This window comes from Micromonospora rubida (genome assembly GCF_009908295.1).
Classification (GTDB): Bacteria; Actinomycetota; Actinomycetes; order Mycobacteriales; family Micromonosporaceae; genus Micromonospora; species Micromonospora rubida.
The window spans coordinates 234,686-259,700 of record NZ_JAAALO010000009.1 but is presented as its reverse complement, the minus strand read 5'-3'; the positions used below and the strand labels follow the sequence as shown (position 1 = coordinate 259,700).

Below are 25,015 nucleotides of genomic sequence, written 5' to 3'. Positions count from 1 at the left end.
CACGCCGACGAAGACGGCCACGCGAGGCGGTTCTCCCCCGATCGGCCCCGGTCCGGGCCGGGTGCGTGACAGACTCCGGTCGGGACGGCGACGGAGGCGTTGGTCGTGTCGACACGTGTGCAGCACCCCGGGCGGTGGCGCCCGACCGACCGGCCGGCGCTGGTGGCGCTGCTGCTCGGGCTGGCCGGGTTCGGCTACCGGCTGGCGCTGACGCTACTCACCCTGCCCGGCTCGAACAGCGACGAGGCGACCTTCGGCCTGACCGCCCTGCACGTCGCCGCCGGCCGGGAGCACCCGATCTTCCTGTACGGGCAGCGTTACATGGGCACGCTGGAGGCGTACCTGGCGGCGCCGCTGGTCGCCGTCGCCGGGCCGAGCTGGCCGGTGCTGCGGCTGCCGATGCTGGCGCTCTGGGCGATCTTCGCGTGGCTGATGTACCGGCTGACCCGCCGGATCTGCTCGCCGTGGTGCGCCGTGCTGGTGGTGGGGCTGCTCGCGCTCGGCCCCGAGCGGGTGGTGCGGGACCAGTTGACCGTGGTGGGCGGCCGGCCCGAGGTGAAACCGGCCGTGGCGCTGATGCTGCTGATCGCGCTGGGGCTGGCCGACCGGCGGATCGGGGCCCGGCGGCTGGCGGCCGGGGCTGCCGGCCTGCTCGCCGGGGTGGCCGTCTGGTCGGACTGGCTGATCGTGCCGTACCTGGCGGTGGCCGGCCTGCTGCTGGCCTGGGTGCTCCGCCGGGAGCTGGCGGGCTGGGCGGGGGCGCTGCTGGTGGCCGGGTTCGTCGTCGGGGCGGCGCCGCTGATCGTCGACAACCTGCGCGCACCGCCCGGGCAGGACTCGCTGTCGGTGCTGCGCCGGATCAGCACCTCCGCCGGACCGGCACCGCCGCTGGCCGACCGGCTGCGCGGCGGGCTGCTGGAGGGGGTGCCGCTGTCCACCGGCCTGTGCCCGGTCGACGGCTGCGCCCGCTGGCAGCAGTGGTTCGGCCTGCTCTACCCGGTGCTGCTGGCGAGCGCCGCGGTCCTCGCGCTGGTCGCGTACCGGCGGGCCGCCGGCCGGCCGGCCGCCGACCGGGTCGGGCCGGCCACGCAGCTCGCCCTGGTCGCGGGCGCCGGCCTCACCCTGGTGGCGTACGTCCGCAGCCCGCTGGCCGCCACCGATCCGCTGGGCAACGCCCGCTACCTGTCGGTGCTCCAGCTCTCGCTGCCGGTGGCGCTGTGGCCGCTGTGGTTGGCGGCGGTGGGCGTCTGGCGGGGCACGACGGGGGCCGTCGGGCGGCTGGCCGGCGCGTCCGCCACCGCCGCGCTGGCCGGGCTGACCGCCACCGCGCTGGTCGCAACCGGCCTGTTCGTGGCCGGCGCCGACGGGCTGCGGACGGAGGAGCGGGGGGCGCGGGAGATGGCCGACACGGTCCGCCGGGCCGGGCTACGCACGGTGTACGCCGAGTACTGGACCTGTAACCGGCTGGTCTTCAACACCGCCGAGGCGGTGGTCTGCGGGGTGCTCGACAGGGACCTGTCCCCTGGGCAGAACCGGTACTGGCCGTACTGGCAGCAGGTGGGGCGGGCCGACCGCCCCGGGTACGTGCTGGCCTCCGGCGGCCCCGCCGACCGGCGGCTGCGGGAGCTGCTCGGGGCGGGAGCCGACTCCGCCCTGCTCGCCGAGGCCGGCGGCTATCGCGTGTACCACCCGGAGACGGCCGTGCGACCGTGGCGCTGACCGGCGGGCCGTACGCTGGCCGGACCGGCACGCGCCGGCGTGCCGCCGCACCGAGGAGTCGACCGAGATGCTCATCCTGCTGCCGCCCTCGGAGGGGAAGGCCGACGCCGGCACGGGCCGGCGGCTGGACCCGGCCCGGCTGTCCCTGCCCGAGCTGGCCCCGGCCCGCGCGGAGGTGCTCGCGGCACTGGTCGGCCTCTGCGCCGGGCCGGACGAGGCGGCGGCCCTGGACGCGCTGGGGCTGACCCCGGGGCTGGCCGGCGAGCTGCGCCGCAACGCCCGGCTGGAGCGGGCGGCCACCGCCCCGGCGGGCCGGATCTACACCGGCGTGCTCTACGAGGCCCTCGACCTGGCGACGCTGCCCCCTGCGGCGCAGCGGGCGGCCCGCCGGTCGGTGCTGGTCAGCTCCGGACTGTGGGGGGCGGTGCGGCTCACCGACCGCATCCCGCCGTACCGCTGCCCGATCGGGGCGCGACTGCCCGGGGTGGGGGCGCTGTCGGCGTACTGGCGGCGGGAGCTGGCCCCGGCGATGACGGCGGCGGCCGGCGGCGGCGCGGTGCTGGACCTGCGCTCGGGCGCGTACGCGACGACCTGGACGCCGAGCGGCGAGCTGGCCGGGCGGACGGTGACGGTGCGGGTGCTGCACGAGCGGAACACCCCCGACGGGCCGGTCCGGTCGGTGGTCAGCCACTTCAACAAGGCGACCAAGGGGCGGCTGGTGCGCGACCTGCTCACCGAGGGTGCCCGCCCGCGCCGCGCCGGCGAGCTGGTGACCGCGCTGCGGGACCTGAAGTACACCGTCCTGGAACAGCCGGTGACCGCCGGACGGCCCCGGGCGGTGGATGTCGTGGTGACCCAGTTGTGACGGGTCGCGCACGGGCGGGCGTCACCGACGGCGACTGTCGCAAGATTTCCTCAAGGCTCGCGGCCACGGCTACCACCGGGCGGCGCGGGAGTCCACGGTAAGGGGAACCTGACGCCGACAAGGAGACTGTGGTGGCCCCCGAACCCACGCTGCTCGACCGGCCTCATCTTCCCTCGACCCCACCCCCGCTGGACTGGCTGACCCTCGCCGACGCGTTCGAGGTCGCCTGCCTGCTGCGCTGCGCCTCCCCGCCGGCCGCCCAGGCCGGGGCGGGTCGCCGGCCCCCGGCCCCCGCCCACATCGGCCCGGCCGCCGAGTTCAACCGGGAGGACGCGGCGCACCGGATGCGCCAGCTCCTCGCCCGGCTGGAGATCCCCGTCGGGCACGAGGTGACCACCGGCGGCCTGCGCCGCCGCTTCGAGCTGCACCGGCTCCAGGTGCCCCGCGAGCACCGGGCGACGTACGCGACTCTGGTGGAGATCGGCTGGCGGCAGGGCCGCCGGGAGCTGCTCGGTGGGCCCGTCCCGGGCGCGTCCACGGCCCGCCGGGTGTGGCGTCCCCGGCTGGCCGCCGCGGCCTGGCGGGCGGCGCTGCTGGCGGGCGGCCGGCACGTCCGGCGGCACATCCTCGGGATCCGGCTGACCGACCGGGAGCTGGCCGCCGTGCTGGTCCGGGGCGCCGCCCTGCTGGAGGTGCCGGCGCTGCTGCGGCCCGGCGCGGGCTGCTACGTGGTGAGCGTGGCCGACGGCTCGGACCGGGACCGCATCCTGCACAGCGTGATCCTGGACCCGGCGACCGGGCCGGGGGTGGCCGCGGTCGCCTGAGCTCTCACCGGCCGGCGAGAGCTGAGCGCGGCCGGCCGACGGGCTTGCGCCGGGAGCGTCGCACGCGCAGAGTGCACCGGTGAGCCGTAGCTGGTCTGTGCCACCGCGCGCCGCCGGCGTGGCCGTGCTGCTGCTGGTGCTGGTGGCTGCGCCCGGGCTCGCCGGCTGCCGGGACTCGCCGAGCGAGCCGATCCAGCTCCGGATCGCCACCGGCAGCCCCACCGCCGTCTACCACGCGTTCGGCCAGTCGCTGGCCGCCGTCCTGAACCGGGAGCTGCCCGGGGTGCAGGCCAGCGTGGTGGTCACCGCCGCGTCGGCGGAGAACATGCGGCTGCTCGGCGCGGGGGACGCCGAGCTGGGCTTCACCCAGGCCGACGTGCTCCCCACCGGCCGGGAGGGCCGCCCGAGCGTGCTGGCCGTGGCCCGGGTCTACGACGACCTGCTGCACCTGGTCACCCGGGCCGACGGCTCGGTCCACTCGGTGGCCGACCTGCGTGGCCGGCGGGTCTCCGTGGGGGCGCCCGGCTCCGGCACCGAGGTGACCGCCACCCGGCTGTTGGAGGTCGCCCAGCTGGGCGGTGCCGCGGTCCGCCGGGAGCGGCTGGGGCTGGACGCCTCGGCCGCCGCGCTGCGCGCCGGGCAGATCGACGCCTTCTTCTTCTCCGGTGGGCTCCCGGTGCGCGGCGTCGAGGAGCTGACCGCCGACGGCGCCACCCGGATCGTCGACCTGGGCGACTGGACGGAGCCCCTGCGGCGCAGCTACCGGGAGGTCTACGTGTCCCGGGACATTCCCCGCTCGGTGTACGGGGTCGAGCCGGTGACCACCGTGGCGAACCCGAACTACCTGGTCGTCCGGGCCGACCTGCCGGACCCGCTGGTCCGGGAGGTGACCCGGCTGCTGATGGAACGCCGGGCCGAGCTGGCCGCGGCGCACCCCGCGGCGGGCCGGATGAGCCCCCGCTCGGCCATCGCCACCGCCCCGCTGCCGCTGCATCCCGGCGCCGCCGACTGGTACCGGTCGAACAAGCCCTGACCCGTCAGCCGGCCGGGGCCGGGAACCAGAGGCCGGCCACCAGGCCGCAGGGCTGCGCCAGGCGCATGGTGAGCCGGCCGTCCGAGGCGTCGACCAGGACCGCGACGATGGTCAGCCCGAGCCCGGCGCCGTCGACGTTCTGCACCTCGGGGGCCCGCCAGAACCGCTCGGTGGCCTGGTCGAGCTGATCGAGGGTCATGCCGGGGCCGGTGTCGCGGACCTCCAGCGTGACCCCGTCGTCGGCCGGCCGGACGTCCACGGTCACCTCCCCACCCGCGCCGCTGAACTTGACCGCGTTGTCGATCAGCGCGTCGAGCGCCTGGTCCACGGCGGTCGGCACGGTCCGGGCGTACACCGGATCGGCGACCGGGGCCAGTCGCAGGGCGACCGACCGGTGCCGGGCCAGCGGCTGCCAGGCGGCCACCCGGGACGCCGCGACCGCCGCAGCGTCCACAGTGACCCGTTCGTTCTCCTCGCGCTCGGCGCGGGCCAGGGTGAGCAGGGCGTCCAGCAGCAGGGCCAGCCGGTCGGTCTCCTCCAGCGCCAGCCGGTGCTCGACCCGCCCCGGCTCGTCGGTCAGGCTCGGCCCCAGCTCCTCCACCCGCAGCCGCAGCGCGGTCAGCGGGTTGCGCAGCTGGTGGCTCGCGTGCGCGACGAAGGCCCGTTGCCGGTCCATCACGTCCGACACCGCGTCGGCCATGTTGTTGAAGCTCGCCGCCAGCCGGCGCAGCTCCGGCGGGCCCAGCCGGTGCTGCACCCGGGCCCCCCGGTCCCCCTCCGCGATCTCGTGGGTGACCGCGTCCAGCTCGGTCACCGGGCGCAGCACCCAGCCGGCCAGCCCGAACGCGGTCAGCACGCAGGCCAGCACGGCGAAGATGCCGATCGCGGCGAGCAGCAGCCACCACGCGGTGACGGTGCGCCGGACGCCGTCCGCCGAGGTGGCGATCACCACCGCCCCGAGCACCTCACCGCCGTCGTTGATCGGCACCGCCACCACGATCGGCCCGGCGGTCCACGGCCACACCGACTCCGGGTCGCTGAACTGCTGCCCGGACAGCGCATTGTTCAGCGCCGCCTCGGTGCCCGGCCCGACCCGCCAGCCGCGCGAGGCCACCACCGTTCGGCGGTCCCGGTCCACCACTGCCGCGCCGATGCCGTACAGCTCGTCGTAGCTGCTCAGCTCGCCCCCGATCGGGCCGGGGACGCCGCCGCGCAGCGCCGGCCCGGCCAGCGAGGCGAACCGGGTCGCGTCGGCCAGCCGGTCGGCGCGCACCTCGTCGGTCTCCCGGGTGGCCAGGGTGGTGGCGAGCGGCGTCTCCAGCGCGATGAGCACCAGCACCATCAGCAGCAGGTAGCTGATGACCAGCCGACGACGCACCGGCCCTCACTCCCCGCGCAGCCGGTAGCCGACCCCGCGGACCGTCTCCACCAGCCGGGCGTCGCCCAGCTTGCCGCGCAGCGACCCGATGTGCACCTCGACGGTGTGCCGGTCCGCCCAGGTGGTGCCCCACACGTCGAGCAGGATCCGGTCCCGGGGCACCACCACCCCGAGCTGCCGGGCCAGCGAGAGCAGGATGTCGAACTCCTTGCGGGTGAGGGTCGCCTCCCGGCCGTCCACGGTGACCGTCCGCCCGGCGACGTCGATGCGGACCGGGCCGGCCTGGATCACGTCCCGCTCCGGGGCGGCTTGCGCGGCCCGGCGCAGCACCGCCTCGATCCGGGCCTGGAGCTCGACCATCGAGAACGGCTTCACCACGTAGTCGTCGGCGCCCAGCCGCAGGCCGAGGACGCGGTCGCGTTCCTCGCCACGGGCGGTGACCGCGATGATGCCGAGCTGGGCGCTGCGCCGGCGCAGCGCCCGACACAGGTCGGTGCCGTCGCCGTCGGGCAGGGTCAGGTCGAGCAGCACGAGGTCGCAGGGCGCGGCGGACAGCGCGGCGGCGACGGTGGCGGCGTGCTCCACCTCGTAGCCGCGGCGGGTCAGGGCGGACGACAGGGCGGCGGCCACCCGTCGGTCGTCCTCGACCAGCAGGATGCGCAACCCGGACCTCCGTTCCTCGTTCCCCGTTGCTCGACCGTCGAATGGTCGCAGAAGCGCCGCCAGGACGGGAGGGCCGGCCGGTCAGACCCTTCCCCGGCCAACGCCCCGCCGGGGCGGGTCCCGGGCCGCGGGGCCGACGGTCGCCGTAGGCTGCCGGGGTGATCTACAAGCTGCTGGCCACGACCGAGTGGGACGCCGCCCGGGACGCCGGGCGCTTCGCCGGCTCGGCGGTGGACCGCCAGGACGGGTTCATCCACCTCTCCGCCGCCGACCAGCTCGTCGAGACGGCCCGGCGGCACTTCGCCGACGCCACCGGGCTCACCCTGCTCGCGGTGGACCCGGCGGCGCTCGGCGCGGCGCTGCGCTGGGAGCCGTCCCGGGGCGGGGTGCCGTTCCCGCACCTGTACGGGGCGCTGCCGGTGGCCGCCGTAGCCGCGGCCCACCCGCTGCCGGCGGACGTCCCGGCCGCCGACGCGGTGGCGCGACTGCTCGACTGAGGGATCGCTATGCTCACCCGAGTCCGCGCGCCGGCCGGGGTGACCACAGCCCGCCGGCGGGCTGCGGCAGTCCGATCCGCGCGGGCGGCCGGCACCCACCGCCGTCCCGACGCGTCCACCCGCCGGCGCGACGGCGCCCCGAGCGATGCGAGCAGCGATGACTGACACCACCGACCGACCCGACGTCTTCGTCCACCCGAGCGCCGACGTGGAGGAGGGTGCCCAGGTGGGCGACGGCACCAAGGTCTGGCACCTGGCCCACATCCGGTCGAGCGCCCGGGTCGGCGCCGGCTGCGTGATCGGTCGCAACGTGTACGTCGACGCCGGCGTCACCGTCGGCGACCTCGTGAAGATCCAGAACAACGTCTCGGTCTACCAGGGCGTGACCATCGAGGACGAGGTCTTCGTCGGCCCGTGCGCCGTGTTCACCAACGACTTCCGCCCTCGGGCGCAGAACCCGGACTGGACCATCACCCCGACGCTCGTGCGCCGGGGCGCGTCCATCGGTGCGAACGCCACCCTGGTCTGCGGGATCGAGGTCGGCGAGTACGCGATGGTCGCCGCCGGTTCGGTGGTCACCCGGGACGTCGCGCCGTACCAGCTGGTCGCCGGCAATCCCGCCCGCCCGAAGGGGTGGGTGGACGCCAAGGGCGAGGTCGTCTCCCGCGACGTGGACAACCCGCCGCACCGCGCCTGACGGTCGGCACGGAAAAGGGGGGCGGCGGAAGCCGTCCCCCTTTTCTGCCGCGCGGGCGGGTCAGCCGCAGAGCCGGCCGATCTCCTGCCGGAACCGCTCCATCGAGTTCGGCTCGTCCGGGCCGAGCAGGTAGATCTTCAGCTCGCGGCGGGCCTCGGTCATCGGGTCGCCGCCGTCCCGGGTCAGGGCGACGATCTTCTCCAGCTCGCCGCAGTCCTTCGAGAGCAGGTACGCCCCCCGCGAGGTGGGGAAGTCGCGCCGGAACTCGTCCTCGGGCAGCCCGCTCGGGTTCGCCACCACGTACGGGCGCTGGCTCTGCACGAAGTCCGATACGACGCTGGAGATGTCGCTGATCAACAGGTCAGTCTGGTTGAAGCAGTCGAACAGCGCCGGGGTGCGGCCGGTGACCACGAGGTGGGCGGTGCCGCCCAGCGAGGTCGCGTCGACGTCGCCGCCCGCGGCGCGGATCGCCTCCACCACCCGCTCGTGCACGGCGCGGGCCTCCTTGGCCCGGGTGCCGGTCAGCGGGTGCGGCTTGTAGATCAGCCGCACCGCCGGCCGGGCCGCCAGCAGCCCCTTGACGATCCGCTCCCCCATCAGCACCAGCGAGGTGTGGTACGGGTCGTCGTCGAGCCACCCCTCCCAGGTCGGGGCGTAGAGCACGGTGAACGGACGGTCGACCGACTCCGCGCCGAAGGTGTGCACGCCGGCGAGCTGGGGCCGGCCGACCTCCACGATGTCGGCGTCGAGCACCCCGACGCCGGCCCGGGCGTACCGCTCCCGCCCGGCGAGGCCGGCCACCCACACCTCGTCGTACACCTTGCTGTACGGGTTGACGCTGGCCTGCTTGTCGCTGTCGCCGTGCCCGACGAAGACGTGCTTCATGCCCGGGTCGCGGAGCATGTGGATGTTGGCACCGACGTTGGCCGCGTACAGCACCGCCCGGACGCTGGTCGGCTCCAGGTTCATGAAGTCGACGCCGGCCGGCACGCAGATCACCGGCAGCCGGGTGTCGGCCAGCTCTGCGAACGCCTCCCGGCTGCGCATCAGCACCACCGCCGGCCGCTCGAGGGCCTCGATCGGGGCGAGCCACATGTTGGCCTGGTAGACGTCCTTGGCGGGGCCCGCGAAGTAGAGGGCCACCTCCGGACGGTGGGTGTCCAGCCACCGCTGCACGGCGGGCAGCAGCGGGCTCTGGCCGGTGCCCCGGCCGCGCAGCCAGGTCAGTGCGACGATCCCGCCGGCCACCGCCGCGACGAGCACGGCGGCGGCGCCGCCGGCCAACATCGGTGCGGCGTCCCCCCACGCCGCCGAGAGCACGGCCGCCGGCACCAGCAGCACGTTCACCACCGCGAGCCGCTCACCGGCGACCCCGGCCGCCCAGTCCGGCGGGCTCGGGGCCGAACGCATGGGGCCGAGGTCGATGTTGCGCACCAGCGCCGACATCGGGTTGCGCCGGTCGATCATCGTGTTCAGGGCCCCGGCGAAGACCGAGATCACCCAGACCACCGCCGGGAGCAGCAGGATCAGGGTGAGCTGCGCCCCGGTGAGGTCAACCGTGGCGGCCACCAGCAGCACGACAGACAGGTCCCGGGCCAACTGCCGGTAGCTGAGGCCGAGGCCGACCTTCTCCAGCAGGATGTCGGTGGACGTCCCCCAGCGGGCGACGGCGTACTCGCCGAGCACCGCGACGAGGCCCACAACCGCGAACACCACTGTCTGGCCGAACACCGCGGCCCCGAGCATGGCCAGATAGAACAGGAGTAGCAGCGCGCCTCGGGCGGCGGTTCCCGCCGGTCCCATCAACTTGCCGAACAACGAGTACGCTCCCTACAAAGATCGACAACTGGCTCCACCGGCGGCTGCCGGCACGGACACCAATCGTGCCGGATGGGACGGCCGACTGCGGCGGACCGCCGGGGTGCTCCTCTGATCCTGCCGGGGACGCGGCAGGCGGATCGGTCGGCCTCATGCCGTGCCCGGACGCCACCCACCGGTGACGCCAGCGCCACCTGTGGCGTCCCGTCCCGCGTTGAGTGTGACCTTAACGCGAGGGAACGCGCCGGTATCGCTCGGGTGCCACCGCCCCGGGACGGTTTCTTCCCGAGTGTCCGCGCTCATCCGATTGACGTATCCGTGCGCGTCCGGGCCCTGCTCCCGCACCGACACGGTCGCCGGCCCGGACGCGCCGACGCGCCGGTCGCGGCGCGGGCCACGGTCCCACCCCTGCCTTCCTATACTGGTCCGGCCGCTCACGCCGGAGCCTCGTCGCACGTCCCCCGCGACGGCAGGTTGACCGCCGCGAGCCCTGGCTCCTCGAAAGGATCGACGGTTTGACCACCCTGATCGCCTTCGCAGTCGTCGCCGTGCCCGGCGCGCTGCTCGGCTTCGCGTTGCCACCGGGCCGATACCGATGGGCGGTGTGGGCCACCGCACCGGCCCTCACCCTCGGGCTCACCACCCTGGCCATGACCTGGCTACCGAAGCTCGGCCTACCGGACAGCGCCCTGGCGGTGCTGGTCGCCGAGGTGGTCCTCGCCGGCCTGGCCGTCCTGGTCTCCCGGCTGGTCCCCCGCGGCCTGGTCGACGCCGACGACGAGGGGCGCCGGCCGCCGCTGCGGGCCCGCCTGCGGCTCTCACCGGTGTGGCCGCACTGGCACGACCTGGTGGGCGTCGGGGTGCCGGCGGTGATCAGCGCGTCGTTCGGGTGGCTGCTGCTCGGCCGCCTGATCGCGCCGCCCGGCTGGGACTCGATGAACCACGGGTTCCTGACCCGGCGGATCATGGACAGCGGCAGCGTGTTGATCTCCTCCGCCTGCACCACCGGCGCGACCGACGTCGACCTGTCCTGCTCGTTCTACCCGCTCGCGGCGAACGTCTCCTGGGCTCAGGCCGCCGAACTGTCCGGCGGGAAGCTGAGCACCGTGCTGACCGCCTGGTCGATCCTGGTCGGCCCGTTGGCGCTGGTCGCCGGCGTGTACGCCGCCGTTCGGGCGCTCGGTGGTCGGCCGGTGGTGGCGGCCTGCGCGGCGGCCGCCCCGGCGGTGCTCGGCCCGATGTGGATGTCGGTGATCACCGGCCGGATCACCGAGCAGACCGCCCCCTGTCTGGCCGGCGGGATCGCGCTGCTGGTCGCCCTCGCGGTGCGCGGCGCGCACCCGGTGCGGCTGGGGCTGCTGGCCGGCCTGGCCGGCGCCGGCATCGTCATGACGCACACGTACGACGTGCTGTTCATCGGGGTGCTCGCCCTCGGCATGCTGGTGTGGCTGCGCGGCCGGCTGCGGCTGAAGCACGCTGCGGCGGCGGCCGGCGCGATGGTGGTTGCCGGTCTGGTACCGCTGGTCCCGCTGCTCAACGTGCTGGTCGGCGCCAACGGTGAGCGGCTGTCCAACCGGCCGGCGCTGCTCGGCAGGTGGGGCGATTCGTTCGAGTACTGGGTCAGTGACCCGCAGCGGTACGTGCTGTTCGGCTATCCCGCCGTCGGCGGCCGGGACCTCCATATCGACGTGCCGACGATGCAGGTCGGGCTCTGGCTCACCATCCCCTGCCTGCTGCTGTCCGTGCTCTGCCTGGTGATTCGACCGCTGCGCTGGGCCCGGCCATGGCTGATGGCGGGGCTGGTGTTCACCGCGATCGGGATCTGGACCGCCGCCTCGGACTCCGGGAGCGCCATGGCCCTGTCCAGCCTCTGGTACGGCGTCCGCGAGCGGGTCCGCTCGATGATCTTCCCGGTCTACGGGCTGCTCGCCGTCGCCGGCGCGGTGGTCATCGGGCTCGCCGTGCAGTGGCTGGCGAGTCGGCTGGTCTCCCGGGCCGCCGCGCTGCGCGGGTCCGGTGTGCCGGCGGCCGTCGCCGCGTCCGTGCTGGTGCTGGCGCTGCTCGGGCTCGGCGCGGCACCGTCGAGCTGGCATCCGGTGCGGGGGGCGTTCAAGAGTCGGGCCCCGGTGGGCGAGTCCTACGTACAGACGTTCGAGTGGCTGGCCGAGAACACCCCGCCCGGCGCCACGGTCGCCTACGACCGGCACGCCGAGTTCATGAGCTGGTCGTACGCCGACTACGGGGTGCCGCTGCTGTTCGGCATCCCACCGCTGCCCGGCCTGCCGAAGGAGAACTACGACCAACGTTGGGCTGCCTGGAACTGGCTGGTGGACAACAAGGAAGCCGACCCGGCCGGCTGCGAGGTGCGCCGGTTCGACGTCGGCTATGTGGTCGTCGGCTCCCGGCGGGTCCCCGGCACCTGGGCGAGGCACTACGATCGCGATCGGATGGCGGCCAGCGGCAAGTTGGCCCTGGCTCAGGAGTTCGGCGCAATCCGGATCTACCGGGTCACCGACGCCGGCCGGGCCTGCCCCACCGCGAGCTGACCACCGGCACCGGATGACACGGAACGGGTGGGGCGAGCCGAGGCTCGCCCCACCCGTTCGTCGTGCGGGTGGCGCTGGTCAGCGCCCGTTGTCGGCGAAGAGCCGGCCGACCACCCGGTGCGCCGGGAGGATCCGCTGCCGCTCCACGTCGGCGTCGGCGGTGCCGGCGAGGATGTCCAGGAAGTGGTCGAGTTGGGCGGCGAGCGGCTCCCGGTTGGTGATCAGCTCGGGCACCTCGATGATGCTCTGCTGCCGGTAGCCGCGACCGTCCGGCGTCGCCGCGTCCGAGGAGACGTGCCGGTAGATCGTCACGTCCTTGCGGATCAGGTCGGCCTCGATCAGCCGGTCGACCTCGCTGATCACCAGCGTGCGGAGCTTGCGCTGGCCGATCCGGCTGGCCGAGACGTTGGCCAGCGCGCCGCTGCCGAAGTTGAGCACCGTCTCCGCCACGTCCTCGGCCTCGGCCAGCGAGTCCGGGTGGAAGTGGCCCAAGGTGCCCTGCACGGCCACCGGCTCCTCGCCGCCGAACGCCTGGATGGCCAGGTCCACGTCGTGGATCAGCAGGTCCCACGCCACCCCGGTGCGGATCCGCGGCGCGTACGGGGAGTGCCGGGTGGCGGTCAGGTGCACCGGACGGTCCACCAGCGCGAGCGCGGTCTGCACGGCCGGGTTGAACCGCTCCAGCAGGCCGCAGAGCAGCGGGACGCCGCGCTTGTCAGAGGTGGCGACGATGTCCTCGGTCTCGCTGAGGCTGCCGCAGACCGGCTTCTCGATCAGCAGCGGCTTGTCCGCCGCCAGCACCCGCCCGGCCAGACCGTGGTGGAACTCGGTGGGGGCCGCGATGACGACCGCGTCGATCCCGGTGAGGTCGTCGACATCCGGGGCCCAGTCGGCGCCGTACCGCTCGGCGACCTGCCGGCCGACCGAGCGGCGGGGCTCGATCACCCGGGCGAGTTCGCAGCGCTCGGACTGGGCGATCACGCGGGCGTGCAGCGAGCCCATCACCCCGGTGCCGACGAGGGCCAGGCGCAGCGGGGCGGTCACGCGCCCACCGCCGCGCGGACGCCCTCGACGACCTGGTCGAGGTCGCTGTCGGACAGGTGCTGGTGCACCGGGAGGGAGACGCACTGCCGGACCACCCGGTCGGTCACGGGGGCCGGGTCGGCGACCACCCGGGGATGTTCCCGGTAGCAGTCGTAGTCGTAGACCGTCTTCGGGTAGTAGACGCCGCAGCCGATGCCGCGCTCGGTCAGCCGGGCGATCACCTCGTCGCGGGTCACCGGGGCCTCGTCGGTGACCAGCACCGTGTACTGGTGCCAGACGTGCGACCGGCCGGGCAACTCGGTGGGCAGCCGCAGGCCGGGGACGTCGGCGAGGCCGGCCGTGAGCCGGGCCGCGTTGTCCTTGCGCCGCTTGACGTTGTCGCCGTACACGGCGAGCTGCGGGATGCCCAGCGCCGCCTGGAGGTCGGTGAGCCGGTAGTTGTGGCCGGCGACCTCGTACTGGTAGCGCTGCCGCATGCCCTGGTTGCGCAGCACCCGCAGCCGGTCGGCGAGGTTGGCGTCGTTGGTGGTGATCATGCCGCCCTCACCGGTGGTGAGGTTCTTGGTGGCGTAGAGCGAGAAGGTGCCGAGCCCGAAGCTGCCCGCGCCGCGACCGGCGACGGTGGCGCCCAGCGACTGCGCGGTGTCCTCGACGAGGCCGAGGCCGTGCCGCTGGGCGAGCGGGAGGATCGCGTCCATGTCGGCCGGCTGGCCGTACAGGTGCACCGGCATGAGCACCTTCGTGCGCGGGCCGACAGCGGCGGCCAGCGCCTCCGGGTCCACGCAGAAATCGTCCTCGCGAATGTCGGCGAAGCGCGCGGTGGCTCCCGCCTCAAGGATCGCGTTGAGCGTCGCTACGAAGGTGAACGGACTGGTGACGACCTCGTCGCCCGGCTCGAGGTCGAGCACCTGGAGCGCGGCGACCAGGGCGGTCGTGCCGTTGTTGACCGCGACCGCGTGCTCGACGCCGACCAGGTCGGCGAACTCGCGTTCCAGGCGGGCCACCATCGGCCCCTGCGCGATGATGCCCGAACGGATCACCTCGACCACCAGCCGTTCGGCCGCCTCGTCGAGCTTGACGACGGAAATCGGGATCACAGGAGCTCTCCTTGAGGTATGGGATGGCGATCCGACCGTAGCAGCGTGGGAGATCCTGGGCACATCAGGACCGAGGCGTGGAGAATCCCGCCACTCGGGACACCGGACCGTAGCGTCCCCGACTCACCGGGCGACCGGGTTCGTGGCGATTCCGCTCCTGCGCTAGTCTCGGCCGATTGTTGTCCCCATTACCGCCCGTGCGGGCGGACGCGACGCGGAGGCAGGAACGCCGTGGCAGAGACCGCGACGCAGGTAGAAGGCGCAGGCCCCCCGGCCGAGCAGGCCGCCCCGGCCAAGGGCGCGTCCCGGTGGCTGTCACTGGGCGTCCGGGTCGTGGTGATCGCCGCCATCGCGGCCGGCATGATCTGGAGCGTCGTCAACCAGTGGCCCGACGTCCGGGAGACCTGGCTGGGCCTCGCCTGGTCGTCGGTGCTGCTGGCCGTGCTCGCGGTGCTGGCCGGCATGTTCGCCAACTCGATGGCCTGGCGGGCCGCCGCCGGGGACCTGGAGCACAAGGTCTCCGTCCCGGCCGCGCTGCGGATCTGCATGGTGGGCCAGCTCGGCAAGTACATCCCCGGCAGCGTCTGGGCGTACGTGCTCCAGATGGAGCTGGGCCGGCGGGCCGGGCTGCCCCGGGCGCGGGCCTTCCTGGCCACCCTGGTGGCCCTCGGCCTCGGCGTCGTCGCCGCGCTCGGCGTCGGCCTGCTCAGCCTCCCCGCCCTGCTCGACGCGACCACGGCGACCGACTCGGAGTACGCCGAGCCGGTCCGGGTCGCGCTCTGGATCGTCGCCATCCTCTTCCCGATCGCTCTGATCTGCGCGATCCCGGCGGTGCTGACCCGGCTCATCCAGCTCGTCCTCAAGGTCCTGCGCCGGGAACCGCTGCACCACAAGCTCACCCTGCCCGGGGTGCTGCGGGTGGTCGGCTGGAGCGCCCTCGGCTACACCCTGTTCGGCGTCCACCTGTGGCTGCTGGCCAACGCGCAGGCGGCGCCCGGCGTCGGCGGCCTGCTGCGCAGCATCGGGTCGTTCGCCATCGCCATGACGGTCGGGATGTTCGCGTTCCTCTCCCCGTCCGGGCTCGGCGTGCGCGAGGCCGTCCTCGTCGCCACGATGGCGCCGTTCCTGACCTCGGCGGGCGGGATCGGCGCCGCCACCGGCATCGCGCTGGCCTCCCGGCTGATCTTCACCGTCGCCGACCTGCTCGCCGCGGGCATCGCCGCGCTCTCCGGGATGCGCCAGGTCCGCCGGGTCACCGGCGAGGCGGACGCCAAGGCCGCGCCGAGCGTCCCCGGGCCGGCCGCGGCCACCGCCGGGCGGGCCCCGTATGCCACGCCCGTCGCCCCCGCTCCCCGCGCCGGCAGCCAGGAGCAGCAGGCCGGCGACCCCGCCCCCCGCTGAGCCGTCCACGGCCGCACAGACCGACGAAGAAGGGGCCCGCCGGGAAACCGGCGGGCCCCTTCTCGTACGCGGTCAGCGGCGGCGGGTCGCCGCCATCTCGGTGAGCACGTCGAGGTGCCGCTGGAGCACCCGGTCCAGGCTGAACCGGTCCCGGATCAGCGCCTGCCCGTTGACGCCGATCTGCTTGGCCAGCGCGGGGTCGGTGAGCGCGGCCACCAGCCGGTCGGCCAGGCCCTCGACGTCGCCGGGGCGGCAGAGCAGTACGTTCTCCCCGTCCCGCAGCGCGATGCCGGGGAAGTTGTCCTCCCGGGCCGGCGCCACCACCGGCACCCCGGCGGCCATCGCCTCCAGGGTGGCGGTGCCGAGGCCGATCCCCTGCTCATGGGACTCCACGGTCGCGGCGGCCAGGTAGTCCGGGATCTCGTTCTTGGCGACCTTGCCGACGGCGACGACCGCGTGGTCGACGCCGAGCTCCTTCGCCCGCTCCTGGAACATCCCGTAGTAGACGTGCCCGGCGACGACGAGCTTCGCGTCCGGGACCGCCGCCAGCACCTTCGGCAGCGTCTCGACCAGGGCGATCCGGTCGCGCAGCGGGATGACGTGGCCCACCGACAGGATCACCGGGGCGTTGCCCAGGCCGTGCTTCTCCCGGACCCGCTGGCCGTTGCCGCCGAGCACCCAGCCCGGGTCCACGCCGACGGGGATCGGCACCAGCCCGGAGTGGGCACCCCGGTAGCGCTGCTCGATGTACTCCTGCATGAGCACGTCCATCACCACCAGCCGCGGCTTCGACCGGCGCATGAACGGCTTGACCAGGGTGGCGTCCAGGCCGCGGAACACCTTGGCGTAGCGGGCCTGCGGGTTCTCCAGCCGGGTGTGGATGGACAGCAGCGCCGGCACCCGCCGCTTGCGGGAGTACATCGCGCTGGCCCAGGTCAGGTCGAAGAACTGCCCGTGCTGGTGAATCACGTCGGGGCGGAACTCGTCAAGGATCTGACGCACCCGGCGCAGGATGGTGGGGCGGCTGGTGAACGAGATGTCGAAGCTCACCGCGAGCCTGGTCTGCGGCAGCATCCAGGCGGGCAGCCGGACGATGCGCAGGCCGTCGCGGTGTTCCTCGGCCGGCGCGTCCTGGTAGGCGGCTGTCAGCACCAGCACCTCGTGCCCGGCCGCCGCGTAGCCGATGGCCAGCGACTCGGACAGGTGGGAGCTGCCTCCCGGCCGGGGCGGGAAGAAGTTGTTGACCACTGCGATACGCACGGACCGGAGCTCCTAGCTATCCGTAACCGGAACGAACCGGACATCGGGCCCGTCCAGCTCGACTGTGGAGACCACCCTGGCAGGCACCCCCGCCACAACCGCACCGGGTGGGACATCCCTGGTGACCACCGCGCCCGCGCCGATGACCGCACCGTCGCCGACGGTGACGCCCATCATCACGGTCGCGTTCGCCCCGATGAAGACGCGGTCGCCGATCCGCACCGGCGCACGGTCCACGGAAGCATGGGCCCGGCCCGACACGCAACGCCGGGCGGTGGAATGGGTGTAGATCTGCGCGCCGCAACTGATGTCGCAGCCCGCGCCGATGGTCAGCCCGCCCGAGCCGTCGATGACGGTGAACGCGCCGATCCACGTCCCCGCGCCGACCTCCGGCTCGCCGATCACCCAGGCGTGCGGGTTGTACGGGTTCGCCGGGAGCCCGTGCGACGACGGGCCCCCGGCGGACGGCGGCTGGGTCACGCCACCTCGGTCTTGATCAGGTCGGTCATTCCGTCGCCGACGGCGATGCTCGGCTCCCAGCCGAGCACCTCGCGGGCCCGGGTGATGTCCGCCGCCCGGCGGCTGACCAGCACCTCGCGCGGGTTGAACTGCGGCTCCACGTCCACCCCGACGGCCTTGATCAGGATCTCGGCGAGGGTGGCGACCGAGGTGTCGATGCCGGTGCCGATGTTGACCGGCACGTTGCCCTGCTCGGCCTCCATCGCCGCGACCACCGAACGGGCGATGTCGTGGACGTGGATGAAGTCCATCGACTGCTCACCCTTGCCGTCGATGACCGGCGGCTCGCCGTTCTTGAGCCGCTTCACGAAGTGGTTGATCACCGAGGTGTAGTACGCGGTCGGCTTCTGGCCGGGGCCGTAGACGTTGAAGAAGCGCAGGGCGATCCAGTTGAGGCCCTTGCTGCGCTGGTAGAAGGCGAGCAGGTCCTCACCGGCCCGCTTCGAGATGCAGTACGGGGTGAGCGGGTCGAGCCGGTCGTCCTCGTGCATCGGCAGCTTCTGCGGGTCGCCGTACACCGAGGCGGAGGAGGCGAACACGAGCCGCTTCACGCCGTGGTCGGCGGCGGCGGCGAAGACGTTGTGGTTGCCGACCATGTTGATGTCGATCGACTCGTGCGGGTCGGCCTGGCTCTTGTTGATCGAGACGGCGGCCAGGTGGATGACGTACTCGCAGCCCTTCATGGCCGCGTGCACGGCGCCACCGTAGCGGACGTCCTGGTCGATCAGCTCGACGTCGCCGGTGGCCACCAGCTCCGCGACGCGGCCCCGGTCGCCCCGGAACATGTTGTCGAAGATGCGGACCCGGTAGCCCTTCTCCAGCAACAACGGCACCACGTGCAGGCCAATGAAGCCCGCGCCTCCGGTGATGAAGACGGTCTGCTTCGACATGGGGGACAGTGTCCTTCCTGGGGGGATCAGCGGCCGGAGGCCGCGCTGGCGACGACGTCGACCAGGGTGGCGGCGACGGTCTCGACCTGGGCGTCGGTGAGGTTGGCGTGCATCGGGATGGCCAGGTGCCGGGCGAACAGGTCCGCCGACACCGGGCACGGGTCGGTCTGCCCGTAGAGCGGCTGCACGTGCGAGGCGTACGTGCCGAAGGTGCACTGCACGCCGCGCTGGCGCAACTGGAGGGCGACCGCGCCCCGGTCCACCGAGGGGTCGAGGGTGACCACGTACGACTGCCACGGGTGCTCGCGGTCCGGGGCCTCGTACGGGGTGGTGATCAGCTCGTGGTCCTTGAGCAGCTCGCCGTAGCGGGCCGCGGAGCGCCGCTTCGCGGCCAGCAGGTCCGGCAGCCGGTCGAGCTGGGCGATCATGATCGCCGCGGCCACGTCGGAGAGCCGGTAGTTGTAGCCCAGCTCGGTGAAGACCGGGATGGGCAGGTGGGACAGCTCGGCGCGGGCGAGCGCGCCCTCCACCCCATAGGTGCGCAGCTTGCGGGCGTGCGCGGCGAGGTCCTCGCGGTCGGTGACGTACGCCCCGCCCTCGCCGGCGGTGATCCCCTTGCGGCCGTGGAAGCTGAAGGTCGCCACGTCGGCCAGGCTGCCGGCGGGGCGCCCCTTGTAGGTCGCGCCGGCCGCGCAGGCGGCGTCCTCGACCAGGAACAGCCCGTGCTTGTCGGCGACGGCGCGCAGCTCGTCGTAGTCGGCGGGCTGGCCGAAGGCGTCGACGGCGATGATCCCGACGGTGCGCGGGGTGATCGCCGCCTCGACCGCGGCCGGGTCGACCGTCCAGGTGTCCGGCCGGACGTCGGCGAAGACCGGCTTCGCGCCGGCCCACATCACCGAGTGGCCGGTGGCCGGGAACGTGTAGTCGGCCACGACCACCTCGTCGCCGGGCTTGACCCCGAGGGTGAGCAGCGCCAGGTGCAGCGCCGAACCGCAGTTGCTGGTGGCGAGCGCGTGCCGGGTGCCGACGGCGGCGGCGAAGCGCTCCTCGAACCGGAGGCTGGTGGGACCGGAGCCCGCGAGCCAGCCGGAGGCGAAGACCTCGGCGATTGCGGCGAGTTCGGCCTCGCCGACCGTGGGTTGACCGAGCGCGATGACCTCAGACATGTGACTCCCCGAGAAATTGGACCCGCAGCAGTGTAGGCCACCCGTGCGGGTCGGACGCGAATCGGACGCGCCGGGCGACTTCGTTACCATCTGTGGCGGCGCCGGCAGGGGAGATGAGATGACTAGGTTCGTGGTCGTGGGTGGCGGCATCGTCGGCCTGGCGGTGGCGCACCGGCTGGTGACCGACCGCCCCGGCGACTCGGTGACCGTGCTGGAGAAGGAGGCCGGCTGGGCGACGCACCAGACCGGCCACAACTCAGGGGTCATCCACGCCGGCGTCTACTACAAGCCGGGCAGCCTGAAGGCCACCATGTGCAAGGCCGGCAGCGCGTCGATGGTCGAGTTCTGCGACGCGCACGGGCTGTCGTACGAGATCTGCGGCAAGCTGATCGTCGCCACCGACCCGGCGGAGCTGCCCCGGCTGCACGCCCTGCACGAGCGGGCGAGCGCCAACGGGCTGCCGGCGCGGCTGATCGAGGCGGCCGAGGTCGCCGAGTACGAGCCGCACGTGGCGGCCGTCGCCGCGCTGCACATCGCCTCGACGGGCATCGTCGACTTCGGCGCGGTCTGCCGGAAACTGGCTGAGCTGCTCGCCGCCGCCGGGGCGGACCTGCGCACCCGCACCGAGGTGACCGGGGTGACCAACCGGCCCGACGGCGTGGTGGTCACCACCACCACGGGCGAGGTGCTCGGCGACGTGCTGATCAACTGCGCGGGGCTGCACGCCGACCGGATCTCCCGGCTGGCCGGGGTGCCCACGCCCGTGCGGATCGTGCCGTTCCGGGGCGAGTACTACGAGCTGACCCCGCAGCGGCGCGACCTGGTGCGGGGGCTGATCTACCCGGTGCCGGACCCGCAGTTCCCGTTCCTCGGGGTGCACCTGACCAAGATGATCGACGGCAGCGTGCACGCCGGGCCGAACGCCGTGCTGGCCACCGCCCGGGAGGGCTACTCGTGGGGCCGGGTCAGCCCGCGCGACGTCTGGGACGAGCTGTCCTACCGCGGGCTGTGGGCGCTGGCCCGCCGGCACTACCGGTACGGCCTGACCGAGGTGGCCCGGTCGCTGTCGAGGAAGAAGTTCGCCGCGAGCCTGGCCCGGCTGGTGCCGGAGCTGACCCCGGCGGACATCGTCCCGGCCGGCGCCGGGGTGCGCGCCCAGGCGATCCTGCCCGACGGCGGCCTGGTCGACGACTTCCTGATCGTCGAGGCGGACCGGCAGGTGCACGTGCTCAACGCGCCCTCCCCCGCCGCGACCAGTTCGCTGGAGATCGCCCGGCACATCGTGTCCCGGCTCCCGACCGAAGCCGGGCGCTGACGACGCCCGGGCTGCCGGCGGCGGAGCGGGGCGGTGAGAGGGCGGGGCGGTTCAGGCGGAGGCCGCCGGCGGGGTCGCGTCCCGCTGCCGGGGCACGGCCGGGGCCGCGCCGAGGCCGACCGCCACGGCCTCGACCAGCGCGTCGAGGTACGCCTGGGCCGGGGTGGACCGGGCGATCGCCAGCCGCCAGTAGAGCGGCCCGACGACGAGGTCCACGGCCGCGCCGGGGTCGGTGCCGGTGGGCAGCTCGCCGCGCTGGACGGCCCGGGCGACCAGCGACCCGCCGATCTCCTGCTGCTTGGCCCGCAGCACCACCTGGAGGGCCTCGTCGATCTCGGGGTTGCGGGCCGCCTCGGCCAGCAGGTCGGGGATGATCTGCGAGGCCAGCGGGTGACTCAGGGCGTGGGTGACCAGCTTGAACAGCAGGGCGAGGTCGCCGCGCACGGTGCCGGTGTCCAGCGCCGGCAGCTTGCTGCCGGCCGCCGCGACGACGACCTCCAGGACCAGTTCCAGCTTCGAGCTCCACCGCCGGTATATCGCCGTCTTGCTGACCCCGGCCCGCCGGGCGACCGCCTCGATGGAGAGCCGGCCGTAGCCGACCGCGGCGAGCTCCTGCATCAGCGCGCGGCGGATGGCCCTGGTGATGTCGCCCCGGAGCACCGCCGCGCCGGCCGGCGCCCGCCTCTTCTCGGTGGTCACGACAGACTCTTTCTCGGGCGTCACGGGAGGCTCTTCTCGGCTGTCACGTGGGACAATGTACCGCAACGACGGTACGGTTGCGTCCCGACGTGTTTATGGACTACCTTCCACGCAGCGACGAGGCGGCGCTCCACGCACCGGCCACGCTCGACCCGTTCGAATCCGTCGTCGCGCGCATCCCGTTGGTACGAAAAGATCGGAGCGCCCATCCCATGGCCAACACCGCGCTGGCCGACCCCGACGCCGGCCTGACCCAGGCGCAGCTGGCCGCCCGGTACGGGCTGCGGGTCGCCGGCGAACGGCCGTCCCTGGCGGACTACACCCGCCGCCTGTGGACGTACCGGCACTTCATCGCCGCGTACTCCAACGCCAAGCTGGTCGCCTCGTTCAGCAACGCCCGGCTCGGCCAGCTCTGGCAGGTACTCACCCCGCTGACCAACGCGGCGGTCTACTACCTGATCTTCGGCCTGGTGCTGAAGCAGAACAGCATCCCGAACTTCATCGCGTACCTCACGGCCGGGCTGTTCATCTTCAACTTCACCCAGACCGCGGTGCAGAACGGCACCCAGTCGATCACCGGCAACCTGGGGCTGATCCGGGCGCTGCACTTCCCCCGGGCCTGCCTGCCGCTGGCCGTCATGCTCACCCAGTTCCAGCAGCTGCTGGCCTCGCTGGTGGTGCTCGTCGGCATCGTGCTGGTGACCGGCGAGCCGCTCACCGTCGAGTGGCTGCTGCTGGTGCCGGTGGTGCTGCTCCAGGCGTTGTTCAACGCCGGGCTCACCATGGCGGTGGCCCGGGCGGGGTCGAAGATCGCCGACCTCAAGCAGGTCATGCCGTTCCTGCTGCGCACCTGGATGTACGGCTCCGGCGTCCTCTACAACGTGGCGTTGTTCGAGGAGAACCTGCCCGGCTGGGCGACCAGGCTGGTCGAGGCGAACCCGATGCTGGTCTACATCGAGCTGGCCCGGCACGCGCTGCTGGAGGGTGCGCCGCTGCTCAACTCCTCGATGCTCCAGCTCTGGCTGTACGCGGTGGGCTGGGCGGTCGTGATGGGTGTGGGTGGTTTCATCTACTTCTGGCGGGGCGAACAGGAGTACGGCCGTGGCTGAGCACATCGAGACGTCCAACGACGTCACCGTGGCGCTGCCCACGATCACCGAGCGCATCCCGACCGTGGTGGTCGACGACGCGCACGTGATCTACCGGGTGCACAAGGGCGCCAGCGGCGGCACCAGCCCAGTGGCCGCGCTGAAGCGGATCGCGTCCCGCACCTCGGCGCCGAACATCCGCGAGGTGCACGCGGTCAAGGGGGTCAGCTTCACCGCGTACCGGGGCGAGGCGGTCGGGCTGATCGGCAGCAACGGCTCCGGCAAGTCCACCCTGCTGCGGGCCATCGCCGGCCTGCTGCCGGTGAACCGGGGCGCGGTCTACACCCAGGGTCAGCCGTCCCTGCTGGGCGTCAACGCCGCCCTGCTCAACGACCTGTCCGGCGAACGGAACGTCACGCTGGGCTGCCTCGCCATGGGCATGCACCCCGACGACGTGCAGCGGCTGGCCCCGGACATCATCGAGTTCTCCGGGATCAACCAGCGCGGCGACTTCGCCTCGCTGCCGATGCGGACGTACTCCTCCGGCATGTCGGCCCGGCTGCGGTTCTCCATCGCGGCGGCGAAGAAGCACGACGTGCTGCTGATCGACGAGGCCCTCGCCACCGGCGACAAGGGGTTCCGCAAGCGCAGCGAGCAGCGGGTCCGGGAGCTGCGGGAGGGCGCCGGCACGGTGTTCCTGGTCAGCCACCAGCTCTCCTCGGTCCGGGACACGTGCGAGCGGACGATCTGGCTGGAATCGGGCGAGCTGCGGATGGACGGGCCGACCGACGAGGTGCTGCGCGCGTACGAGGACTTCTCCAACGGTAAATAAGTTCCGGCATCCGTACGGCGTCGTGCGGGTGTCGGTCCACCGCGTCGTCCCTGGGGGGCGACGCGGTGGACGCGTTATGGTTCACCGGGCCGCCACACGGCCGTCACCCATCGTTCTGGCATTCCCTGAGAGTGAGGATCGGCAATGACGCAGGACCACACCACTGGCCCGGACGCCACACCGGAGACCCCGGCGCCGTGGCGGCCCTCGCGGACGGTGGCGGTGGTGCTGGCCGGTGGCACCGGGACCCGATTGGGCCTGGGCATCCCGAAGCAGCTCCTGAAGATCGCCGGCAAGCCGATCATCGAGCACACCCTGGCGGTCTTCGAGGCGGCCCCCGAGATCGACGAGATCATCGTGCTGATGGCCGCCGGGCACGTCCCCGACGCCCAGCAGATCGTCGACAAGGCCGGCTTCCGCAAGGTCAGCAAGGTCATCGAGGGCGGCGACACCCGCAACGCGACCACCCGGATCGCCCTGGACGCCGTCGGCGAGGGCGACGTCAACATCCTCTTCCACGACGCGGTGCGCCCGCTGCTCAGCGGCCGGATCGTCCGGGAGTGCGTGAACGCGCTCTGGACCTACACGGCGGTCGACGTGGCGATCCCCTCGGCCGACACGATCATCCAGGTCGACGAGAACGAGTGCATCACCGACATCCCGGTCCGCTCCACCCTGCGCCGGGGCCAGACCCCGCAGGCGTTCCGCTCGGGCACCATCCGGGAGGCGTACCGGATCGCCGGGGGTGACGCGAACTTCGCCGCCACCGACGACTGCGGCGTGGTGCTGCGCTACCTGCCCGGCACCCCGATCAAGGTGATCGACGGCTCGGACGAGAACATCAAGGTCACCCACCCGGTCGACGTGCACCTCGCGGACAAGCTCTTCCAGCTCGCCGCCGCGCAGGCCCCCCGGCTGACCGACCACCGCAGCTACACCGAGGAGCTGACCGGCCGGACCATCGTCGTCTTCGGCGGCAGCTACGGCATCGGCCACGAGCTGACCGAGCTGGCCCGCCGCTACGGCGCCCAGGTCTTCCCGTTCAGCCGCTCCAGCACCGGCACCCACGTCGAGCGGGCCGCCGACGTCGAGGCCGCGCTGAAGACCGCCTTCGAGGCCACCGGCCGCATCGACCACGTGGTGGTCACCGCCGGCATCCTGGAGAAGGGCGAGCTGGCGGAGATGGACCAGGAGACCATGGACCGGGTCCTACAGGTCAACTTCGTCGGCCCCGTCACCATCGCCCGGCAGTCCCTGCCGTACCTGCAGCAGACCAAGGGCCAGCTCCTGCTCTACACCTCCAGCTCGTACACCCGGGGCCGGGCCCGCTACGCGCTCTACTCGGCCACGAAGGCCGCGCTGGTCAACCTGACCCAGGCGCTGTCCGACGAGTGGGCCGAGTTCGGCGTACGGGTCAACTGCATCAACCCGGAGCGCACCGCCACCCCGATGCGCACCAAGGCGTTCGGCGAGGAGCCGGAGCACACCCTGCTCGCCGCGGAGACCGTCGCCCAGTCCTCGCTGGACGTGCTGGTCTCCGAGCTGACCGGGCAGGTCATCGACGTCCGGCGGGCTCCGGGCGAGGGCCCCGCCGCGAACGTTCCCGCCCAGGGCGGCCCGGCGGCGACCCCGGCCACGGCCGGCTGAGCGACGACGGCCACCGC

General features: G+C 73.4%; 22 protein-coding genes. 12 read left to right on the top strand and 10 right to left on the bottom strand.

From position 1 onward, the window contains the following. Positions 1-105: 105 nt before the first annotated feature. The 4 genes from GVV04_RS26930 (at position 106) to GVV04_RS26915 (ending at position 4,441) form a co-directional block, all read left to right on the top strand. A complete protein-coding gene (locus GVV04_RS26930; protein WP_161691778.1) occupies positions 106-1,719 on the top strand; it encodes a hypothetical protein in 1,614 nt (537 codons plus the stop codon). A 67-nt stretch (positions 1,720-1,786) separates the two neighbouring features. Next, positions 1,787-2,584, top strand: a complete 798-nt coding sequence (gene yaaA, locus GVV04_RS26925) for a peroxide stress protein YaaA (RefSeq protein WP_161691776.1) — start codon at positions 1,787-1,789, stop codon at positions 2,582-2,584. Positions 2,585-2,715: 131 nt separating this feature from the next. Further along, a complete protein-coding gene (locus tag GVV04_RS26920; RefSeq protein ID WP_161691774.1) occupies positions 2,716-3,408 on the top strand; it encodes a hypothetical protein in 693 nt (230 codons plus the stop codon). 79 nt (positions 3,409-3,487) lie between these two features. After that, the gene (locus GVV04_RS26915) at positions 3,488-4,441 is read left to right on the top strand and encodes a TAXI family TRAP transporter solute-binding subunit (protein WP_161691772.1); all 954 of its coding nucleotides are present in this window, start codon (positions 3,488-3,490) and stop codon (positions 4,439-4,441) included. A 4-nt stretch (positions 4,442-4,445) separates the two neighbouring features. On the opposite strand, the gene GVV04_RS26910 is transcribed toward GVV04_RS26915, so the two are convergent. Both GVV04_RS26910 and GVV04_RS26905 read right to left on the bottom strand, forming a co-directional pair. Beyond that, positions 4,446-5,819, bottom strand: coding sequence for a sensor histidine kinase (locus GVV04_RS26910; RefSeq protein ID WP_161691770.1), 1,374 nt, complete (start codon positions 5,817-5,819; stop codon positions 4,446-4,448). 6 nt (positions 5,820-5,825) lie between these two features. Next, complete coding sequence (locus GVV04_RS26905; RefSeq protein WP_161691768.1) at positions 5,826-6,482, bottom strand: response regulator transcription factor; 657 nt, start codon at positions 6,480-6,482, stop codon at positions 5,826-5,828. Between the two features lie 158 nt (positions 6,483-6,640). On the opposite strand from GVV04_RS26905, the gene GVV04_RS26900 reads away from it, so the two are divergent. Beyond that, positions 6,641-6,979 carry a DUF952 domain-containing protein gene (locus GVV04_RS26900; protein WP_161691766.1) on the top strand — a complete coding sequence of 113 codons (339 nt, stop codon included), beginning with the start codon at positions 6,641-6,643 and terminating at the stop codon, positions 6,977-6,979. A gap of 157 nt (positions 6,980-7,136) precedes the next feature. After that, the gene (locus tag GVV04_RS26895; RefSeq protein WP_161691764.1) at positions 7,137-7,676 is read left to right on the top strand and encodes an acyltransferase; all 540 of its coding nucleotides are present in this window, start codon (positions 7,137-7,139) and stop codon (positions 7,674-7,676) included. Positions 7,677-7,736: 60 nt separating this feature from the next. On the opposite strand, the gene GVV04_RS26890 is transcribed toward GVV04_RS26895, so the two are convergent. Further along, complete coding sequence (locus GVV04_RS26890) at positions 7,737-9,494, bottom strand: CDP-glycerol glycerophosphotransferase family protein (RefSeq protein ID WP_201754208.1); 1,758 nt, start codon at positions 9,492-9,494, stop codon at positions 7,737-7,739. 515 nt (positions 9,495-10,009) lie between these two features. Between GVV04_RS26890 and GVV04_RS26885 the strand changes: the two genes are divergently transcribed. Further along, entirely contained in the window at positions 10,010-12,040 is a 2,031-nt protein-coding gene (locus GVV04_RS26885) for a DUF6541 family protein (RefSeq protein WP_161691762.1), read from the top strand. 78 nt (positions 12,041-12,118) lie between these two features. Here GVV04_RS26885 and GVV04_RS26880 read toward each other — a convergent pair whose 3' ends face one another. Then, the gene (locus tag GVV04_RS26880) at positions 12,119-13,084 is read right to left on the bottom strand and encodes a Gfo/Idh/MocA family protein (RefSeq protein ID WP_161691760.1); all 966 of its coding nucleotides are present in this window, start codon (positions 13,082-13,084) and stop codon (positions 12,119-12,121) included. Then, positions 13,081-14,181 carry a DegT/DnrJ/EryC1/StrS family aminotransferase gene (locus tag GVV04_RS26875; protein WP_161691758.1) on the bottom strand — a complete coding sequence of 367 codons (1,101 nt, stop codon included), beginning with the start codon at positions 14,179-14,181 and terminating at the stop codon, positions 13,081-13,083. The genes GVV04_RS26880 and GVV04_RS26875 overlap by 4 nt, the downstream gene beginning before the upstream one ends. Positions 14,182-14,412: 231 nt before the next feature. Here GVV04_RS26875 and GVV04_RS26870 point away from each other — a divergent pair, with 231 nt between their 5' ends. Further along, positions 14,413-15,582: a lysylphosphatidylglycerol synthase transmembrane domain-containing protein gene (locus GVV04_RS26870; protein WP_161691756.1), complete on the top strand. Its 1,170-nt coding sequence runs from the start codon at positions 14,413-14,415 to the stop codon at positions 15,580-15,582. A 72-nt stretch (positions 15,583-15,654) separates the two neighbouring features. On the opposite strand, the gene GVV04_RS34605 is transcribed toward GVV04_RS26870, so the two are convergent. The 4 genes from GVV04_RS34605 to GVV04_RS26850 form a co-directional block, all read right to left on the bottom strand. Then, complete coding sequence (locus GVV04_RS34605; RefSeq protein ID WP_161691755.1) at positions 15,655-16,842, bottom strand: glycosyltransferase family 4 protein; 1,188 nt, start codon at positions 16,840-16,842, stop codon at positions 15,655-15,657. A 12-nt stretch (positions 16,843-16,854) separates the two neighbouring features. Continuing rightward, positions 16,855-17,247 carry an acyltransferase gene (locus tag GVV04_RS34600; RefSeq protein ID WP_328822590.1) on the bottom strand — a complete coding sequence of 131 codons (393 nt, stop codon included), beginning with the start codon at positions 17,245-17,247 and terminating at the stop codon, positions 16,855-16,857. A 71-nt stretch (positions 17,248-17,318) separates the two neighbouring features. Beyond that, a complete protein-coding gene (locus GVV04_RS26855) occupies positions 17,319-18,251 on the bottom strand; it encodes an NAD-dependent epimerase/dehydratase family protein (RefSeq protein WP_161691753.1) in 933 nt (310 codons plus the stop codon). A gap of 26 nt (positions 18,252-18,277) precedes the next feature. Further along, entirely contained in the window at positions 18,278-19,417 is a 1,140-nt protein-coding gene (locus GVV04_RS26850) for a DegT/DnrJ/EryC1/StrS family aminotransferase (protein WP_161691751.1), read from the bottom strand. A 118-nt stretch (positions 19,418-19,535) separates the two neighbouring features. Between GVV04_RS26850 and lhgO the strand changes: the two genes are divergently transcribed. Next, on the top strand, positions 19,536-20,732 hold the full coding sequence (gene lhgO / locus GVV04_RS26845; protein ID WP_161691749.1) for an L-2-hydroxyglutarate oxidase: 1,197 nt from the start codon (positions 19,536-19,538) through the stop codon (positions 20,730-20,732). Positions 20,733-20,783: 51 nt separating this feature from the next. On the opposite strand, the gene GVV04_RS26840 is transcribed toward lhgO, so the two are convergent. Continuing rightward, a complete protein-coding gene (locus tag GVV04_RS26840; RefSeq protein ID WP_161691797.1) occupies positions 20,784-21,392 on the bottom strand; it encodes a TetR/AcrR family transcriptional regulator in 609 nt (202 codons plus the stop codon). Between the two features lie 251 nt (positions 21,393-21,643). Here GVV04_RS26840 and GVV04_RS26835 point away from each other — a divergent pair, with 251 nt between their 5' ends. The 3 genes from GVV04_RS26835 to GVV04_RS26825 all read left to right on the top strand — a co-directional run bounded on the left by GVV04_RS26835 (position 21,644) and on the right by GVV04_RS26825 (position 24,998). After that, positions 21,644-22,540, top strand: coding sequence for an ABC transporter permease (locus GVV04_RS26835; protein WP_161691796.1), 897 nt, complete (start codon positions 21,644-21,646; stop codon positions 22,538-22,540). Continuing rightward, positions 22,533-23,351 carry an ABC transporter ATP-binding protein gene (locus GVV04_RS26830; protein ID WP_328822588.1) on the top strand — a complete coding sequence of 273 codons (819 nt, stop codon included), beginning with the start codon at positions 22,533-22,535 and terminating at the stop codon, positions 23,349-23,351. The genes GVV04_RS26835 and GVV04_RS26830 overlap by 8 nt, the downstream gene beginning before the upstream one ends. A gap of 144 nt (positions 23,352-23,495) precedes the next feature. After that, positions 23,496-24,998 carry a bifunctional cytidylyltransferase/SDR family oxidoreductase gene (locus tag GVV04_RS26825; RefSeq protein WP_161691747.1) on the top strand — a complete coding sequence of 501 codons (1,503 nt, stop codon included), beginning with the start codon at positions 23,496-23,498 and terminating at the stop codon, positions 24,996-24,998. Positions 24,999-25,015: the final 17 nt, after the last annotated feature.